The sequence below is a fragment of the Rhizobium sp. 0TCS1.26 genome, from assembly GCF_050455525.1.
In the GTDB taxonomy this organism is placed as follows: Bacteria; Pseudomonadota; Alphaproteobacteria; order Rhizobiales; family Rhizobiaceae; genus Neorhizobium.
The window spans coordinates 1,291,360-1,308,494 of the sequence record NZ_JBCIYV010000001.1 but is presented as its reverse complement, the minus strand read 5'-3'; the positions used below and the strand labels follow the sequence as shown (position 1 = coordinate 1,308,494).

The 17,135-nt window shown below is 64.7% G+C and carries 11 protein-coding genes; 8 read left to right on the top strand and 3 right to left on the bottom strand.

Annotated elements, in window-relative coordinates; genetic code table 11:
* Positions 1–279 precede the first annotated feature (279 nt).
* The gene (gene treZ, locus AAIH46_RS06455; RefSeq protein WP_430304827.1) at positions 280–2,055 is read left to right on the top strand and encodes a malto-oligosyltrehalose trehalohydrolase; all 1,776 of its coding nucleotides are present in this window, start codon (positions 280–282) and stop codon (positions 2,053–2,055) included.
* A complete protein-coding gene (gene malQ, locus AAIH46_RS06450; protein ID WP_430304826.1) occupies positions 2,048–3,925 on the top strand; it encodes a 4-alpha-glucanotransferase in 1,878 nt (625 codons plus the stop codon). Before treZ ends, malQ begins: the two co-directional genes overlap by 8 nt.
* On the opposite strand, the gene cysG is transcribed toward malQ, so the two are convergent.
* Positions 3,922–5,436: a siroheme synthase CysG gene (gene cysG / locus AAIH46_RS06445; protein ID WP_430304825.1), complete on the bottom strand. Its 1,515-nt coding sequence runs from the start codon at positions 5,434–5,436 to the stop codon at positions 3,922–3,924. The two genes, malQ and cysG, sit on opposite strands and share 4 nt — an antisense overlap.
* 268 nt (positions 5,437–5,704) lie before the next feature.
* On the opposite strand from cysG, the gene AAIH46_RS06440 reads away from it, so the two are divergent.
* The 3 genes from AAIH46_RS06440 (at position 5,705) to AAIH46_RS06430 (ending at position 9,745) form a co-directional block, all read left to right on the top strand.
* Positions 5,705–6,751 carry a LacI family DNA-binding transcriptional regulator gene (locus AAIH46_RS06440; protein ID WP_430304824.1) on the top strand — a complete coding sequence of 349 codons (1,047 nt, stop codon included), beginning with the start codon at positions 5,705–5,707 and terminating at the stop codon, positions 6,749–6,751.
* A gap of 286 nt (positions 6,752–7,037) precedes the next feature.
* Entirely contained in the window at positions 7,038–7,967 is a 930-nt protein-coding gene (locus AAIH46_RS06435) for a nucleoside hydrolase (protein WP_430304823.1), read from the top strand.
* Positions 7,964–9,745, top strand: a complete 1,782-nt coding sequence (locus AAIH46_RS06430) for an adenine deaminase (protein WP_430304822.1) — start codon at positions 7,964–7,966, stop codon at positions 9,743–9,745. Before AAIH46_RS06435 ends, AAIH46_RS06430 begins: the two co-directional genes overlap by 4 nt.
* A 31-nt stretch (positions 9,746–9,776) precedes the next feature.
* Here AAIH46_RS06430 and AAIH46_RS06425 read toward each other — a convergent pair whose 3' ends face one another.
* On the bottom strand, positions 9,777–10,526 hold the full coding sequence (locus AAIH46_RS06425) for a response regulator (RefSeq protein WP_430304821.1): 750 nt from the start codon (positions 10,524–10,526) through the stop codon (positions 9,777–9,779).
* Positions 10,527–10,648: 122 nt separating this feature from the next.
* Here AAIH46_RS06425 and AAIH46_RS06420 point away from each other — a divergent pair, with 122 nt between their 5' ends.
* Together AAIH46_RS06420 and AAIH46_RS06415 are read left to right on the top strand one after the other, a co-directional pair.
* On the top strand, positions 10,649–11,401 hold the full coding sequence (locus tag AAIH46_RS06420; RefSeq protein WP_430304820.1) for a Crp/Fnr family transcriptional regulator: 753 nt from the start codon (positions 10,649–10,651) through the stop codon (positions 11,399–11,401).
* Positions 11,402–11,431: 30 nt separating this feature from the next.
* Positions 11,432–13,339: a PAS domain S-box protein gene (locus tag AAIH46_RS06415; protein ID WP_430304819.1), complete on the top strand. Its 1,908-nt coding sequence runs from the start codon at positions 11,432–11,434 to the stop codon at positions 13,337–13,339.
* 6 nt (positions 13,340–13,345) lie between these two features.
* Here the strand turns inward: AAIH46_RS06415 and AAIH46_RS06410 are convergent, their stop codons facing one another.
* On the bottom strand, positions 13,346–15,109 hold the full coding sequence (locus AAIH46_RS06410) for an ABC transporter ATP-binding protein/permease (protein WP_430304818.1): 1,764 nt from the start codon (positions 15,107–15,109) through the stop codon (positions 13,346–13,348).
* A gap of 310 nt (positions 15,110–15,419) precedes the next feature.
* Here AAIH46_RS06410 and AAIH46_RS06405 point away from each other — a divergent pair, with 310 nt between their 5' ends.
* Positions 15,420–17,048, top strand: a complete 1,629-nt coding sequence (locus AAIH46_RS06405) for an AMP-binding protein (RefSeq protein WP_430304816.1) — start codon at positions 15,420–15,422, stop codon at positions 17,046–17,048.
* Positions 17,049–17,135 lie beyond the last annotated feature (87 nt).

The window sequence follows — 17,135 nt, the reverse complement described above, 5'->3', positions numbered from 1 at the left end:
CGGAAATGACGTTAAATATTCATCTCGTGCGCGGCACGCTTTGGTCTTCTTGGGGTGTCGGCTGGCGCGAAGATGATGTGTAACATTTCAGGACAAAGCTTGCGCGGCGCTGGCCAGCCTGACTGTCCGACGGTTCCGTCGCCAACCTTCCAGCAGACCTGATCGATTTGCCCATCTGCTGTGCGGTGCAGCAACATGACGCGGCGGCGAACTGCCGGGAAACCTTTCGTCTGGGCGCGAGTTACACACGCGGTCCTCCCACATAAAAGGTTCAAACGCTTGACTGACTTCCTGTTCGGCCCTGTGCTCCAGTCCTCGTCGACGCTGTTCCGGTTCTGGTCGCCGCAATATGATCGCGTGCAGTTGAAGATCGAGGGCCAGGAGCTGCGGAATATGCAGCCCTCCAGCTCGGGATGGCACGAGCTGAGCGTCAACGGCGCCGGTGTCGGGACCCGCTATTCGTTCGTGCTGCCGGACGGGCTGACGGTTCCCGATCCGGCTTCCCGGCACCAACCGCAGGACGTCCACGGACCGAGCGAGGTGATCGATCTTCAGGCCTATAGCTGGCGTCATCCGGACTGGCGCGGTCGGCCAGTCGAGGAGCTGGTGTTCTATGAAATGCACATCGGCACCTTCACACCCGAAGGCACGTTCCTCGCGGCCATCGAGCGGCTGGACCACGTGCGCGACCTCGGCGTGACGGCGCTGCAGATCATGCCGATCGGCGACTTCCCGGGCAATTACGGCTGGGGCTACGACGGCGTCATGCCCTATGCACCGGAAAGCAGCTACGGCCGGCCTGAGGATCTGATGGCGCTAGTCGATGCCGCGCACGAACGGGGCATCTGCGTGTTCCTCGACGTCGTCTACAATCACTTCGGACCCGACGGAAACTACCTGCCGGCCTATGCGCCGATCTTCACCGAGCACCACAAGACGCCGTGGGGCAACGGCATCAACTACGATGGCGAGGATTCGATGCCGGTGCGCGAATTCGTCATCCAGAACGCCATCTACTGGACGCGGGACTTCCGCTTCGACGGGCTGCGCCTCGATGCCGTGCATGCGATCAAGGACGACAAGGAGGAGCATGTCCTACGCGAGCTTGCGCGCCGCGTCCGCGAAGCAGCCGGCGAGCGGCACGTTCACCTCGTCGTCGAGAACGAGGACAACAACAGCGACCTGCTGACGCGCGATGCAGACGGACAAGCGCCGCTGTTCACCGCACAGTGGAACGACGACATCCACCACGTGCTGCACATCGCCGCCACCGGCGAAGAATTCGGCTACTACAAGGATTATTCCGAAGAGCGCCCGGAAAAGACCGCCAAGGCGCTGGCAGAGGGTTTTGTCTTCCAGGGCGAGATGATGGAGTACCGCGGCGAGACGCGCGGTACGCCGAGCGCCCACTTGCCGCCGACCGCGTTCATCTCCTTCATCCAGAACCACGACCAGATCGGCAACCGCGCACTTGGCGATCGGATGATCGCATCGCAGCCGCTCGAACCGCTGAAGGCGGTGGCGGCCGTCTATCTGCTGGCGCCGCAGCTGCCGATGCTGTTCATGGGCGAGGAATGGGGGGCGGCGGAGCCGTTTCCGTTCTTCTGCGACTTCAACGAGGATCTCAACGAGAAGGTTCGCAAGGGGCGTCGCGAAGAACTGTCGCGTCTGCCGGGCTTCGATGCCGAGGATCTGCCGGATCCGACCAGCCGCGAGACGTTCAACAGCGCCAAGCTCGACTGGTCGAAGCTGGGCTCCGGTGCCGGTACCGCGATGCTCGACTTCTACCGGACGCTTCTCAATCTGCGCCGCGACCGGATCGTGCCGCTGATGCGCGGCGTCGGCGGCAATGTCGGTCGTTACGCCCAGCAGGGCGAGGCGCTGTTCGTCGAATGGCACCTGGCGGACAAGCGACTGCAGCTGCAGGCAAACCTGAGCGGCAAGCCGGCTCGCCTGTCTCAGCCGATCGACGGCGAGATCATCTACGATATCGGCCGCATCGATGGACAGGCGGCCGATCCCTGGTCGCTGGCCTGGAGCCTTGTCGATGGCTGATCGGAAACCGAAGGCGAAAGCGAAACGAAAGCCGGCCGATCCGCAGGCATCACGACTGGACGATCTGGCGCGCAAGCACGGCATCGCCTTCACGAGGCCGGAGCCGGACGGCACGGAGGTACCAATCTCGACGGAGACGAAGCGGCGGATCCTTGCGGCGCTTAACGTCTCAGTCGATGGAGAGACGGTGCCGGATGGACCGATCTGCTTCCTGCCGCAGGTGCTTGCCGACCGGCGCGTCTGGGGTCTGTCGCTGCAGCTTTACGAGCTGCGGTCGTCGCGCAACTGGGGGATCGGCGATTTCGCCGATCTCTGGGAGATGGCCGGGATCGCCGGTGAGATGGGCGCCGATTTCATCGGCCTCAATCCACTGCATGCGCCTTTCCTCGCGGATGCGGCCCGTTGCAGCCCCTATGAGCCGTCGAACAGACGTTGGCTGAACCCTCTCTACATCGCCGTCGATCAGGTGCCCGGCTTCCAGCCGCGCGACGCGCTGGCAAAGGAGCTTGAGCGTCTGCGCCAGACCGACCTGATCGACTACGCCGCGGTTGCCGACGTCAAGCTGCAGGAACTGCGCAGGCTGTGGCAGGCATGGCGCAGCGGCGGTGGTGCGAAGGCACCCTATGAGGCGGATGCGTTCGAAACCTTCCAGACGGATGGCGGGCGGTCGCTGCGGCTGCATGCGGTGTTCGAGACATTGTCGGCCCACAGCGCTGCGGGCAAGGGCTCGATCGGCTGGCGGCAATGGCCGGCGGAGCTGCAGTCGCCGGACAGTCCGGCTGTGCAGGATTTTGCCCAGTCGCGAACCGACGAGATCGAGTTCCACAGCTGGCTGCAATGGGTCGCCCATGTGCAACTGACCCAGTCCGCCGAGGCCTGCCGAGAGGCCGGCCTGCAGATCGGCCTCTACCTCGATCTTGCCGTCGGCGAAGCGCTGGATGGTTCCGCCACCTGGAGCGAGCCGGATATCTACGTGTCCTCGGCCAGCATTGGCGGTCCGCCGGATCCGTGGGCCGTCGATGGTCAGGACTGGCGGCTGGCGGCGTTCCTGCCGTCCGTCATCGCTGCCGGGGACCAGTCTCCCTACCGGGTGATGCTGGATGCCGCCATGCGCTATGCCGGGGCGATCCGCATCGATCATGCGGCCGCCCTCAGCCGGCTGTTCCTGGTGCCCTTCGATGCATCCCCGGCGGATGGCGCCTATGTGAACTACCCGAAGGAGGCTCTGCTGCAGGTGCTGTCGGACGCCTCGCATCATCACCACTGCCTGGTGATCGGCGAGGATCTTGGCAATCTGCCGGCGGGGCTTCGCAAGGATCTGGAAAAGGCACGGCTGCTCTCCTACCGCATCTTCTCCTACGAGCGAAGCGACAAGGGCTTCATCCCGCCGAAGAACTACCCCTCACTCGCACTTGCCTGCGTGTCGACGCATGATCACCAGACGCTCGGTGGCTGGTGGCGCGGCGCCGACATCGCCATGCGGGCCGAGCATGGATTGGTACCGCAGGCGACGGCGGACAAGGATTTGAAGGCCCGCACCGTCGAGCTCGCTGACCTGGCGAGGCTGTTGAAGGCCGAGCGGCTTCCGGCACCCGATCCCCGCAGCGAAGGCCTGGAGGATGCGGACCTGGACCGGCTGACGGTCAGCCTGCACCGGCTGCTTGCCCGCACGCCGTCGATGCTGCTGGCGGTCCGGCTGGCGGATCTGACCAAGGAGGAAAATCCGACGAATGTGCCCGGCACCAGCGCCAGCTATCCGAACTGGCGGCCGAAACTGTCGCTGACGATCGACGAGCTGAAGCAAGCCGCGCTCGTCAAGGAGGTGGCGAAAGCCTTGGCCAGCGAACGTCCCAAGCAGAGCCGACGCTAGACGCTCGACCGGCGAACGGCCTGGGCCGTCTCGGGATCGAGATCCACATAGCCGGGCTGGCGCTGCGCCTCGACGAAAGCATCGCCGATACCGATCAGCACCGGGTTCTCGTAGCCGATCCTCGCCATTGCCAGCGGCATCTCGCCAAGCGTGCCGACCCAGCGCTGTTCGTCGTCGCGGGCGATGGCGCTGACGATGACGGCAGGAGTGGCTGCCGGCATGCCATGCGCCGTCAGTCTCTCGGTGATCGCGGGAGCGGTGCGCCCGCCCATGTAGAAGACGGTGGTGACAGTCGGATCGGCGAGTGTGGACCAGTTGATGTCGGCGGGCAGTTCGCCCTTCCGTGAATGGCCTGTGACGAAGCGGACCGACTGGGCGTGGTCGCGATGGGTGAGCGAGACGCCGAGCCGCGCCGCCATGGCGGTGGCGGCCGTGACACCAGGCACCACCTCGACCGGGATGCCTTCACTGCGAAGGCTGCGGATTTCCTCGCCGGCACGACCGAAGATCATCGGGTCTCCGGATTTCAGCCGCACGACACGCTTGCCGGCCTTGGCGAGCGCGATCATCGTCGCATTGATATCTTCCTGCTTGCAGCTTTCCCGGCCGCCGCGCTTGCCGACGAGCATGCGCTTGGCTTCCCGGCGCGCAAGCTCCAGGACATCGGCGGAAACCAGATCGTCGAACAGGATGACATCGGCAGCCTGCAGCGCCCGCACCGCCTTCAAGGTCAGCAGTTCGGCATCGCCCGGTCCGGCTCCGACCAGCGTCACGCTTCCGGCTGCCTGGCCACGGGATCCTTGCGAAACACGTCCGGCATCCGCGATCAGCCGCTCGGCAACGCCGTCGACCGGCGCCTCGCGAAATACCCGATCGACAAACGCTTCCCAGAAGGTGCGGCGTTCGGTGCCCGGCTGGAGCCGGCGATTGATGGCGTCGCGGATGTTCTGGGCTATCTCGGCCCAGGTTTTCAGCGCCGGCGGAAGAAGCGTCTCGATGCGGCGGCGGATCGCCTGTGCAAGGATAGGAGCCGCACCGTCGGTCGAGATCGCGATGACCACCGGCGAGCGGTTGACGATCGAGCCGAACTGGAAGTCGCAGAAGGCCGGCTTGTCGATGACGTTGACGGGAACGCCGGCCGCCTTTGCCGCGCAGTAGAAGGCCTTGGCCTCGTCGTTCGTCTCGCAGTCGGCGAGCGCGATGGCGGCATTGTCGAAGATGCCGATATGCCAGGGGCTGTCATGATGCCGGAGAGCCGGCTCCGTCTTCTCGCCCTCGGCCGAGAGCATGTCGCGGAAGGTGTCCGAAAGCTCGTGCAGGGGAGAGTAGACCTCGACCATCGCGCCGCAGGCGACCAGCAGTTCCGCTTTCCACGCAGCGCCTTCCGAGCCGCCAGCCAATACAACGCGCCTGCCGGCAAGCGAATAGAACACCGGCAGCTTTGCCAGCGGTTCCATACGGGCCGGGTGAGCGGTGCGGCGGTCGGCCTCTTGCACCTGCGACAGGGTCATGCGTGAGCTCCATGGTCGCGATCCATGCATCGCGATCAGACGTCGGATCGGTTGCCTCAGTTGCCACTTCCGGCAGTGGGCCGGCAAGAAATATTAGTCTGGAATTCGGCTAGATGTTGAAAAGGTCGTCCGGAAGCTCGTTCGGCCGAACCCTGGGTAACGGTTCCTGCCGCTTGAAGGTGAATGCTGTGAGCAATGCCCGACGGCGGCTCGACACTCAAGAAAATTGCCGGTATCGATTAAACGATTAACCAGCCTTGGTCCCCGAATGACGCCGGAAAAGCCCAAACTGGCGCGGATTGCCGAAACGCTCGGCGTGTCCATCGCCTCCGTTTCGAATGCGCTATCCGGCAAGGGGCGCGTATCGCCGGAGCTTGCGCAGCGGATCCGCACGCTGGCCGACGAGTTGGGGTACGTGCCAAGCGTCGCCGGCCGTGCCCTCCGCACCGGTCGCAGCGGCGTGCTGGGGCTGGTGCTTCCGGATATCGCCAATCCGTTGTTTCCGCAGATCGCCCAGGCGATCGAGCGGGCTGCCTCGACGAAGGGCTACGGCGTGCTGATCGGCGATTCACGCGGCGAGACGGAGGCGCAGGCCGACGCCATCGCCCGCCTGACGGAGCGCGGTGTCGACGGCTTGGTGGTCATCCCCCGGCGCGGCACCAGCGTAACCGGCGTGAACTGCCCCGTCGCAGTCATCGATTCCCCCTCGACGCCGGGCAACACCGTTGCTGCCGATCACTTGGACGGCGGCCGACAGATGGGCGCTCATCTGGCAGCGCTCGGCCATCGTCAGGTCGTCATTCTGGCGGGAAGTCCGCTCTCCAACGTCCAGGCGGACCGTGTCGCAGGCCTGAAGCAGGGGCTCGGTGCGCAGGCGGTGGTGGATGTCGTCTGGCTCGACGGTCTCGATACGCGGAGCGAAAGCGGCACGTCGCTTGGTCTCGGCGCCTGGGTTGCGGAGGGGACGACCGCCTTTGCAGCCCTTTCGGACCTGATCGCGCTGCGGGCACTCACCGAATTGCAGGGAGCCGGGATCACGGTCCCCGACCAGGTCACGGTGACCGGTTTCGACGACCTTATCTGGTCGTCCGTCGTCACGCCGCCGCTGACGACGATGCGCATGGACATTGTGCAGATCGCCGCCATCGCGATAGGGTCGCTGACGCAAGCGATCGCGGCAACCTCCCGCACCGTCACCTCGGCGTTCGGAACGATCGTCTCCGAGCAGCCCAACGTGCCGATGACACTCGTGGTTCGCCAGTCCTGCGGACCAGTCCCGACACGTCGGCAAGCCAGTTCAACGGGAGGTCGCTGATGCCCGCACCCCATGCTGTCCGCCGCGGCGCTTCGTCCTCGTCCTGGGGATTGACCGCTGTCGCCTCGGCCAGCCCTATTTATGCCTTGGTTCGGGTATTTCATCATCTTGAAATATTCAGCTTCTCCGTCTTCCATCGTATTCTTGCCCCAGCGGGCAAATCCGCAACTCCCGGACCTGTCCCACAAGCGGCGGGACTGTTCGGGCCGTCGCGCGTGGCGATCCTGGTCTCAGGTCCTTTCCAGGACGTCGCGCGCGGCGCATTTTTCGATTGCGGGGATCGGTGATGGGCGTCTGGATCGACACCGACATGGGGTTCGACGACATCGCGGCTGTGCTCGTGGTACGGCATTGCGGCGACCCCCTCGACGGCATCTCCCTGGTCTTCGGCAATACGGATCTGGCGCAGGTCGAGCGCAACGCCGCCAGTGCCGCCAAAACCTTCGATTGGCCGTTCCCCTTGCATCGCGGTCGGTCGCTGCCAGTGCTGTGCCACCTGGAAACCGCGCAAAGCATCCTCGGTGATCTCGGAATGCCGACCGCCGGCAAGCGCCTGCCGGACGTGCCGGTGAGCCTGCACCCGCAGGATGCCTTCGCAGCGCTCTGCCGCTGGCTGGAGACCGGGCCGGACGGCCACCGCCGCATCCTCGCGCTCGGCCCGCTCACCAACATCGCTGCCCTCTGTCTCGCGCGACCCGATCTTGCCGCGCGTATCGACGAACTCGTCTGGATGGGCGGCGGCGTGACCAGCGGCAACCACACCGCCTCTGCCGAATTCAATGCGTTCGCCGATCCGGAAGCGGCAGCGATCGTCATCGCCCACGGCCTGCCGCTCAAGATGGTGGACCTCGACCTTTGTCGGAAAGTGCTGGCCGCACCTGCCGACGTGGCTCCGGTGCGCGCCGGGTCCGGACGCAATGCCGAACTGCTGGCGGACCTTCTGGCCGGTTTCATCGATATCGCCGTTCAGCGCGGCCGGCAGGCGATGTCGCTCTACGACGCGGTCGCTGCCGTCGCCTTCGTCCATCCCGATCTGGTCGTCTGGCGCCAGGCGCGCATCGACATCGAGCTGCAGGGGCAGCACACAAGGGGACGCACGGTTGTCGAGACCCGACCCCTCCGCGCCCCCTTCAACGCTTCCTATGCTGCCGACATCAAGGCCGACGCGGCGCTGAAGATCATTCTCGACGTATTCAACAACGAAGCCTGCCGATGACCCGTCCTTTCGAACTCTTCGACCTCAACCTCCCCGAACTGCGGCACCGTGCCGTGCAGGCGGCGCGCGGCGAATGTGCCTTCGACGTGCTGGTGAAGGGCGGCACCGTCGTCGATGTGGTGACGGGAGAGCTTCGGCCGGCCGATATCGGCATCGTCGGGCCGCTGATCGCCAGCGTCCATGCACCCGGCGCCCGCGCAGATGCGCGCAATGTCATCAACGCTGCCGGCGGTTTCGTCGCACCGGGGCTGATCGATACGCACATGCACATCGAAAGCTCGATGGTGACCCCCTCGGCCTATGCCCGCGCCGTGGTGCCGCGCGGCGTGACGACAGTGGTCTGGGACCCGCATGAGTTCGGCAACGTGCTGGGCACAGCCGGGGTCGACTGGGCGGCCGACGCTGTCATCGACCTGCCGCTGCGGGTGATCCTTCTGGCGCCATCATCAGTGCCCTCGGCGCCGGGCCTTGAACGTGCCGGCGCCGATTTCGGACCGCAGGAACTGGCCGAGATGCTGGCGAGACCGGATATCGCCGGGATCGCCGAGATGATGAACATGCGCGGCATCATCGAAGGCGATGGCCGCATGCAGGGCATCATCCAGGCCGGTCTCGATCAGGGCAAGCTGATCTGCGGCCACGCGCGCGGGCTTTCGGGCGCCGACCTGCAGGCCTTCGTCACCGCCGGCGTCAGTTCCGATCATGAACTGGTCTCGGCCGACGACCTGATGGAAAAACTGCGGGCTGGGCTGACGATCGAGCTGCGCGGCAGCCACGACCATCTGCTGCCGGAATTCGTCGCGGCGCTCAACACGCTCGGACATCTTCCGCAGACCGTCACGCTCTGCACCGACGACGTGTTTCCCGACGACCTGCATGCGGCGGGAGGCCTGGATGACGTGGTGCGGCGCCTGGTGCGGTATGGTCTGAGGCCCGAATGGGCGCTTCAGGCAGCGACGATCAACGGCGCGCGCCGTCTCGGCCGCCACGATCTCGGAGTGATCGCTCCGGGTCGGCGGGCGGATCTGGTGGTCTTCGAAGATCTCGAACAGTTCACCGCACGCAGGGTCCTGGTATCGGGACGCGAGGTGGCGGCCGGCGGTGCGGTCCTGTCACTGCCGACGGCGACCGATACCGCGGCACTGACGGGGACCGTGAAGCTCGATCCGTTGACACCTCAGGATTTCCAGGTCCGGGCCGACGGCCATTCGGTGCGGCTCGCGACGATCGACCGTCCGCGCTTTACCCAGTGGTCCGAGATTACCGCAGACGTCGTCGAAGGCGTCGTGGTGCCGCCCGAGGGGACGACGCTGATCGCGGTCGCGCATCGCCATGGCCTGGCGGACGGCCGTCCGCGGGTGGGGTTCCTCACCGGATGGGGGCGCTGGCGCGGCGCCTTCGCCACCACGGTCTCGCACGACAGCCACAACCTGACGGTTTTCGGCCAGGATCCGGTCGATATGGCCGCCGCCGCCAATGCCGTGATCAAGGCCGGCGGTGGGCTGGCGGTCGCGTCAGGCGGTTCGGTCCAGGCCATCCTGCCATTGCCGCTTGCCGGCCTGGTGTCGGATGGCGGCGTGGCGGAGATCGGCGCCGGCTTTGCCGAGATCCGTTCTGCGATGGACCGGATCGTCGACTGGCAGCCGCCCTATCTGGTCTTCAAGGCCTGCTTTGGCGCGACGCTCGCCTGCAATGCCGGGCCGCACCAGACGGATCTCGGGATCGCCGATGTGGTCACCGGAACGCTGATGGAAACGCCGGTCCTGGAAACCGTCTGACAGGTGGAGGCGGACCGGCAGGCGAGGCCGGCTAGCTGGTGCTGCTCGCCATCGGCGCCGTCGCATTGCCGGTAAAGATGTAACCGACGCCGCGCACCGAGCGAATGAGCGTCGGGTGGGCCGGATCGAGCTCGATCTTCTTGCGCAGGCGGGCAATCTGCGCGTCGATCGCCCGATCGAAGGCTTCCAGCTGACGGCCGCGCGTCTGGTCCATCAGCATCTCGCGGGTCAGCACCCTGCCGGAATTGCGCACCATCACCGTCAGCATGTCGAACTCGCCGGTGGTCAGCTCGACCTCCTGCTCGTCCGGGTTCATCAGCCGACGGCGGCTGAGCTCAAGACGCCAGCCATCGAAGGCCAGCACCTGCGACAGATCCTCGCGGACGGGCTCGACCGGCCGCCGGCGGCGCAGGATGCTGCGTACCCGGGCCAGCACTTCGCGCAGGTGGAATGGCTTGGGGATGTAGTCGTCGGCACCGATCTCGATGCCGATGATGCGATCGAGGACATCGTCGCGTCCGGTCAGCATGACGATCGGTACATCGGACGTGGCGCGAACCTCGCGCGCCAGCGCCAGCCCGTCCTCGCTGTTGGGCAGTACGAGGTCGAGGAGAATGAGGTCTATCGGGTGATCGGCAAGCGTCCGACGCATCGAGGCGCCATCCGAGGCGCCGTGAACGAGGAAGCCTTCCTCCTCGAAATAGCGCGTGACCATCTGGCGGATGCGGACATCATCGTCGACGACAAGAATACGATCGGGTCGTCCTTCACTTTTCGCCATGCCTGCCCCGCCGAGACATTCCTGTTACACGCCGTTACACGATCGCGCCGGCTTGTAACATGCCGGGCATCCTCCTGTCACCGCCGCTGAGGATAGTCAGCTCATCAGACAGAGGGACAGACATGCTCACGACAAGCACACAAACCCATGCCGGTTTCGCCGTGGTAGCCAACATGAAGCCGCAGCTGGCGCGACTGGAAGAGCTTTTTCAACCGCTGCCGCGCGAGATGCTGGATGTCGGGGAGGGGTTGTTCTGGCAGGGCGACAAGGCGCAGCACGTCTTCGAGATCACCGACGGACTTTTGAGGATTTTCAAGATCATAGGCGATGGAAGACGGGTCATCACCGGCTTCCTGTCGGCCGGCGACATGGTGGGGCTGTCGCTGAAGAACGTCTATCTTTACAGCGCCGAAGCGGTGACGCCGGTAAAGGTGCGCCGAATGACAAAGCGCGCCTTCCAGGAGGCCATCGAGCAGTCTCCGGAGCTCCGCCCGCAGCTCTATTCGCTGATGTGCGACGAAATGGCCGCCGCCCAGGAGCAGATGGTGCTCTTGTCGCGCAAGAGCGCCGAGGAGCGCGTCTGCAGCTTCCTGCTGCTGCTTGCCAGGCGTAAGCACGGCACCCGGCAGATCGCCCGGATCGTCGAACTGCCGATGAGCCGGCAGGACATGGCAGACTATCTGGGGCTCACTATCGAGACGGTATCTCGGACCATTACCAAGCTGGTGACGCGCGGCGTCATCACGCCGAACGGCCGCCATGCCTTCGACATCTCCAGGCCCGGAAAACTGCTTGCGCTGTGCGGGGACGACGATAGTTATGACGACGTCGGCGATAGTGCCGCAAGAACCCGCCAGGCCGTCTGGCCGCAGTAGATGTCCGCCTGCAGGGAGGCAATCGTCCAGATGGGTGACACGGCCAGCAACAGGGATCCGCTGCCCGACCTTGCGCACCTGATCTCGATCTTCGATCCGATCAACCTCATCGCCCACGGCACCGACGGCGTGATCCTGCAGTGGAGCGCCGGCAGCCAGTCGCTGTTCGGCTGGACGGCGGACGAAGCGGTGGGCCTGCACGTCATCGATCTGCTGGCGCCGGTGCCGGACATCGCCATTGCGACGATCGTCGAGACCGTTCGTCGCGAGGGCGCCTGGAAGAGCATCCTCGAATATCGCCACAGGGATGGCCATCCGATCTCCGTTCTCAGTCGCTGGCTGATGACGACCGTGGACGACCAGCCGGTGATCCTGCAGATCAACGAGGACTTTCGTGCCGCCGCCACGGTGCAGGAGGATCTGGCGGTGCGGGAAGCGCATTTCCGGTCAATCCTGCAGACCGTGCCTGAAGCCATGGTGGTTATCGACGAGACGGGCATCATCACCTCCTTCTCGTCGACTGCCGAGGCGCTGTTCGGTTACGCGTCGGCCGAAGTCGAGGGCAGCAATGTCCGCATCCTGATGCCGGCGCCCGACCGCGGCAGCCACGACCGCTACATTCACAACTACATGACGACCGGCCAGCGCCGCATCATCGGCCTCGGCCGGGTGGTCAAGGGCTTGCGCAAGGACGGCTCGACCTTCCCGATGGAGCTTGCGGTCGGCGAGGCGATCTCCAACGGCAAGCGGATCTTCACCGGCTTCATCCGCGACCTGACCAGCCGTCACAAGATCGAGGAAGAGCTGCGCCAGGCGCAGAAGATGGAGGCGATCGGCCAGCTGACCGGCGGATTGGCGCACGACTTCAACAATCTGCTGACGATCATCAGCGGCAATCTGGAAATGCTGGAGAACAAGATCAGCGATCCGAAGGCGCGCGTGCTGCTGCAGGAAGCGCAAGGCGCGACGGACGACGGCGCCAAGCTGACCGGCCAGCTGCTGGCGTTCGGGCGACGGCAGCCGCTCAACCCGCGGCTGACCGATCTTGGCCAGATGATCTCCAGCTTCTCAGAGCTTATCCGCCGCACGATCGGCGACAGGATCGAACTCGGGACTATCCTCAGAGGCGGCGGAAACATGGCGCTCGTCGACGGGCCACAATTGCAGAACGCGCTCCTCAATCTGACGCTGAATGCCCGTGACGCCATGCCGAATGGCGGACAGCTGACGATCGAGGTCAGCCGCGCGCACGTCGACTTCGATCATCTGCAGATGTACCCGCAACTGCGGGCCGGCGATTACGTGCTGATCAGCGTCTCCGACACGGGCGCCGGCATGGCCGAAGACGTCAAGCAGCGCGCCTTCGAGCCGTTCTTCACCACCAAGAGCACGGGTGCCGGAACCGGTCTCGGCCTCAGCATGGTCTACGGGTTCGTGCGCCAGTCAGGCGGCGATATCCACATCGACAGCCAGCCGGGGCAGGGCACAAGCGTACGACTTTTCCTGCCGGCTGCCGCGGACACTGTTTCGCCTCCGCTGGACGAGGAAAGCCCGATCGCGGTGCCCGATATCCCGGGCGGGCAGGAGACCATTCTTGTCGTCGAGGATGATCCGCGCGTCAGGCGCATCGCCGTCGCCCGCCTGGAAAGCGCCGGCTATCGTGTCTTCCAGGCCGCCAATGGCGCCGAGGCACTGGTGCTGATCGATACGGTGGATGACGTTGCTCTGTTGTTTACCGACGTCGCAATGCCGGGCATGTCCGGCGACCAGCTTGCTGAACGGGTTCGTCAGCGCCGGCCCGGCATCAAGATCCTGTTTACCTCCGGCTATGCCGAGCCGGAGGTCGCCGGCCAGCAGCTGGCAGCCGATGGAAGCTGGCTGAAGAAGCCGTACACGGCGCGGGAACTCGCGGTGCAGCTGCGCACGCTGCTCGATTGACGGCTGTCAGGGGAGAGGCGCGCCGAGCGGCTGGAGATGGATGGCTCGCGGGCCGATGGACAGGAAGTTTTCGGACCGCCCGATATAGATGATCGTCGTCTCGGTCATTGCATCGAGGATGGCGATCAGTTGCTTCTGCGTCTCCGGGTCGAGCGTTTCCAACGCATCGTCGATGACGATCCACTTCGGCCGGATCAACAGCGCGTGCGCGACCCGCAGGCGTGCCTGGTCCTCTTCCTCAAGCACACGGTCCCATCTGTCACGCGCGTCCAGCCGCTCAAGGAGACGGCCAAGGCCCACTGTCTCCAGAACTTGCGCCATCTGCGCGTCAGGATAGGCGGCGGCGGCATGCGGGTAGGCAATCACTTCTCGCAGAGTGGCATCCGGAAAATAGCCCTTCTGCGGAACGAACAACAGGTCCTGCGCCGGAGGCAGGAGGATCTCGCCCTTGCCCCACGGCCAGACGCCGGCAAGCGCCTGGAACAGAAGATGGCGGTTAGCGCCCGGATCGCCGTTGACCATCACCCGTTCTCCCTGGCCAATGACGAACTCGCCGTCCAGCCGCAGTCCCCGCTCGGCGCCGGAAGCTGACGGAGCCGGCGCCAGCACCAGGTCTTTCAGCACGATCGCCTGGTCGGTGCGGTTTGCCAGCTGCAGATCGGCGCCCTCCTGGTGATGATCGTCGATCTCGCACATTACACGGCGGAAGACCGAGACGCGGTAGAGTGCCGACTTCCAGTCTGCGATCGGCCGGAAGTTGTCGACATACCAGCGCAGCGCCGTGTTGACCTGGTTGAAGGCACCGACGGCCATCATCAGTCCGCCGAAGGAGAGGCTGCCGCTGAAATAGACCGGCGCGGCAATGAGGATCGGCGCGATCGTCGTCAGCCAGCCGAAGCCGGATGAGACCCAGGTGAGGTTCGTGTAGGCGCCGGCCAGTCTTCGGATGAGGATGAGGACGGCGGTGATCGCCTGTTGGATGCGGCGGCGCTCGCTTTCCTCGCCATTGGTCAGGGTGATCGCCGTCAGGTTCTCGTTGGCGTGCATCAGGGCGAAGCGCAGCTCGGCTTCCTTCGAGTAGCGCTGCGTGTTGAGCTCCGGCAGGTGGCGGCCGACGAGGTTGCTGAGGATCGAGGCGGTGGCGGCATAGACGAGAGCCGCCCACACCATGTAGCCGGGGATGGCGATGCTCCTGCCGTCGATGGTGAAGGCGAAGTCGGCCGAAATTACCCAAAGAACACCGATGAAGCTGACCAGCAGAATGGTGGAGTTGACGAGGCCGATGGCAAGCGTCGTCGTCAGTTCGGCAAAATTGCGGGCATCCTCGTGCAGGCGCTGGTCGGGATTGACGCCGATCGTGCCAAAATTGGCGAGCTTCAACGCCCGCCGCGGCTTCATCCACTGATCGACGAGGTCGCGCGAAAGACCTTCGCGCATGTAGAGGGCGGTCATCTGGTTGAGCCACGCCTGCACGACGTTCAGCACCAGCAGCGATCCGGCAATCATCGCGAAGACCCGCAGTTGCTCAAGGAAGGCCGGGAGGTTGCGCTGCTCCAGCGAGTTGTAGAAGGGTGTGTTCCAGCTGTTGAGGAGATACTGGGCGAAGACGGTGGCAAGGATGACTGCCAGCAGGGCAGACGTCAGGACCAGCACCCGGAGGCGTACCGTCGACGACCAAAATGCGCCGGCCATCATCCTGATCTGTGCGAAGAAGCCGAATCCGGCACTGCCGATGTCGTGGTCGGTGAAGTGGATTTCCGTCTGCGCCATAAGTCCATCCGAGCCTGAAATGCCGCGCGGCACGTCCGCAAGTGTCGCGCCTTACCGTTCTACACCGAAATCCTGAAGCAATGGCGCCAATTTACGGCCGCCCGGCACAGATCGCCGAGCACGACGAAGGATATCGGCAGGTAGCCCAGCGCATCTCGATGATGAGATATTACATGCTTAAAATTTCTAGCTTGCATGTCCGCCGCTCCGGTGCAATTCTTGGCTCATCAAGAGGCGGAAACAGCCTCACCGCATTCTGCAGCAAGAGAGGAACTTGCTCTGGAGTGTCTGACAAGACAGGGGAATACAGATGCTGGGACCGACCAGTCATGTGGATACATTTGCGCGCGATAACCTTCCGCCGCCGAGTGAGTGGCCGGAGCTTCTTCTCGACGGCTTTGACTATCCCGAGTATCTCAACGCGGCGGTCGAGCTGACGGACCGCATGGTCGAGAAGGGTTTCGGCGACCATACCGCGCTGATCGGCAACGGTCGGCGACGGACCTACAAGGAACTCTCCGACTGGACGAACCGCATCGCCCGCGCGCTGACCGAAGACTATGGCCTGAAGCCCGGCAACCGTGTGCTGATCCGCTCGGCCAACAACCCGGCCATGGTCGCCTGCTGGCTGGCGGCAACGAAGGCCGGCGCCGTGGTGGTCAACACCATGCCGATGCTGCGCGCCGGCGAGCTGGCAAAGACCATCGACAAGGCCGAGATCTCGATGGCGCTGTGCGACACGCGGCTGATGGACGAACTGGTGGCCGCCGCCAAGGACAGCAAGTATCTGAAGCAGGTCATCGGTTTCGACGGAACCGCCAATCACGACGCCGAGCTTGATCGTGCCGCTCTCGACAAGCCGGTCCGCTTCGAGGCCGTCAGGACCGGTCGTGACGACGTCGCGCTCCTCGGCTTCACCTCTGGTTCGACGGGCATCGCCAAGGCGACGATGCACTTTCATCGCGACCTGCTGATCATCGCCGATGCCTATGCGAAGGAAGTGCTGAACGTGACGGAGACAGACGTGTTCGTCGGGTCGCCGCCGCTCGCCTTCACCTTCGGGCTGGGCGGTTTGGCGATCTTCCCGCTGCGCTTCGGGGCGGCGGCAACGCTTCTCGAACATGCAACGCCGCCGAAGATGATGGAGATCATCCAGACCTACAAGGCGACCATCTGCTTCACCGCGCCGACCGCCTACAGGGCAATGCTGGCGGCGATGGATGCCGGCAAGGCGGACCTGTCGTCGCTGCGCATTGCGGTGTCGGCCGGGGAAACCCTGCCGGGTCCGGTGTTCGAAGAGTGGACGGAAAAGACCGGCAAGCCGATCCTCGACGGCATCGGCGCCACCGAGATGCTGCATATCTTCATCTCCAACCGCCTCGACGATGCCAGGCCCTACTGCACCGGGAAGCCGCTTGCCGGCTACCAGGCCAAGGTTGTCGACGAGGAAATGAACGAGGTGCCGCGCGGCACTGTCGGGCGGCTGGCGGTCAAGGGACCGATCGGCTGCCGCTACATGGCCGATGACCGGCAGAAAGAGTATGTGCGCGACGGCTGGAACCTGACCGGCGACAGCTTCACGCAGGACGAGGACGGATTCTTCCACTTCGCCGCCCGCTCCGACGACATGATTGTCTCCGCCGGCTACAACATCGCCGGACCGGAGGTCGAGGCAGCGGTCCTGAAGCATGAAGCGGTGCTGGAATGCGCGGTCATCGGCGTGCCCGACGAAGAGCGCGGCCATGTCGTTCAGGCGCATGTGGTGCTGGTCGATCAGAGCCAGGCCTGCGATGCACTGGCCAAGCTGCTGCAGGAGCATGTGAAGTCCATCATAGCACCCTACAAGTATCCGCGTTCGATCATCTTCACCGACAGCCTGCCGAAGACCGAGTCCGGAAAGATCCAGCGATTCCGGCTGAAGCAGGGTCGTGCCGCCTGACGAACGGGCGGCGGATGGACGGGCGTTGAAGCTGTCTGTGGATGGTTTCTTTCGACTATGAAAGTTTGGTGCCGTCCGGCTATGGTT

Bases quoted from the DNA above. Each gene is read 5' to 3' on its own strand.
- malQ (WP_430304826.1), top strand. From the start codon at position 2,048: ATGGCTGATCGGAAACCGAAGGCGAAAGCGAAACGAAAGCCGGCCGAT.
- cysG (WP_430304825.1), bottom strand. From the start codon at position 5,436: ATGACCCTGTCGCAGGTGCAAGAGGCCGACCGCCGCACCGCTCACCCG.
- AAIH46_RS06440 (WP_430304824.1), top strand. From the start codon at position 5,705: ATGACGCCGGAAAAGCCCAAACTGGCGCGGATTGCCGAAACGCTCGGC.
- AAIH46_RS06435 (WP_430304823.1), top strand. From the start codon at position 7,038: ATGGGCGTCTGGATCGACACCGACATGGGGTTCGACGACATCGCGGCT.
- AAIH46_RS06430 (WP_430304822.1), top strand. From the start codon at position 7,964: ATGACCCGTCCTTTCGAACTCTTCGACCTCAACCTCCCCGAACTGCGG.
- AAIH46_RS06425 (WP_430304821.1), bottom strand. From the start codon at position 10,526: ATGGCGAAAAGTGAAGGACGACCCGATCGTATTCTTGTCGTCGACGAT.
- AAIH46_RS06420 (WP_430304820.1), top strand. From the start codon at position 10,649: ATGCTCACGACAAGCACACAAACCCATGCCGGTTTCGCCGTGGTAGCC.
- AAIH46_RS06415 (WP_430304819.1), top strand. From the start codon at position 11,432: ATGGGTGACACGGCCAGCAACAGGGATCCGCTGCCCGACCTTGCGCAC.
- AAIH46_RS06410 (WP_430304818.1), bottom strand. From the start codon at position 15,109: ATGGCGCAGACGGAAATCCACTTCACCGACCACGACATCGGCAGTGCC.
- AAIH46_RS06405 (WP_430304816.1), top strand. From the start codon at position 15,420: ATGCTGGGACCGACCAGTCATGTGGATACATTTGCGCGCGATAACCTT.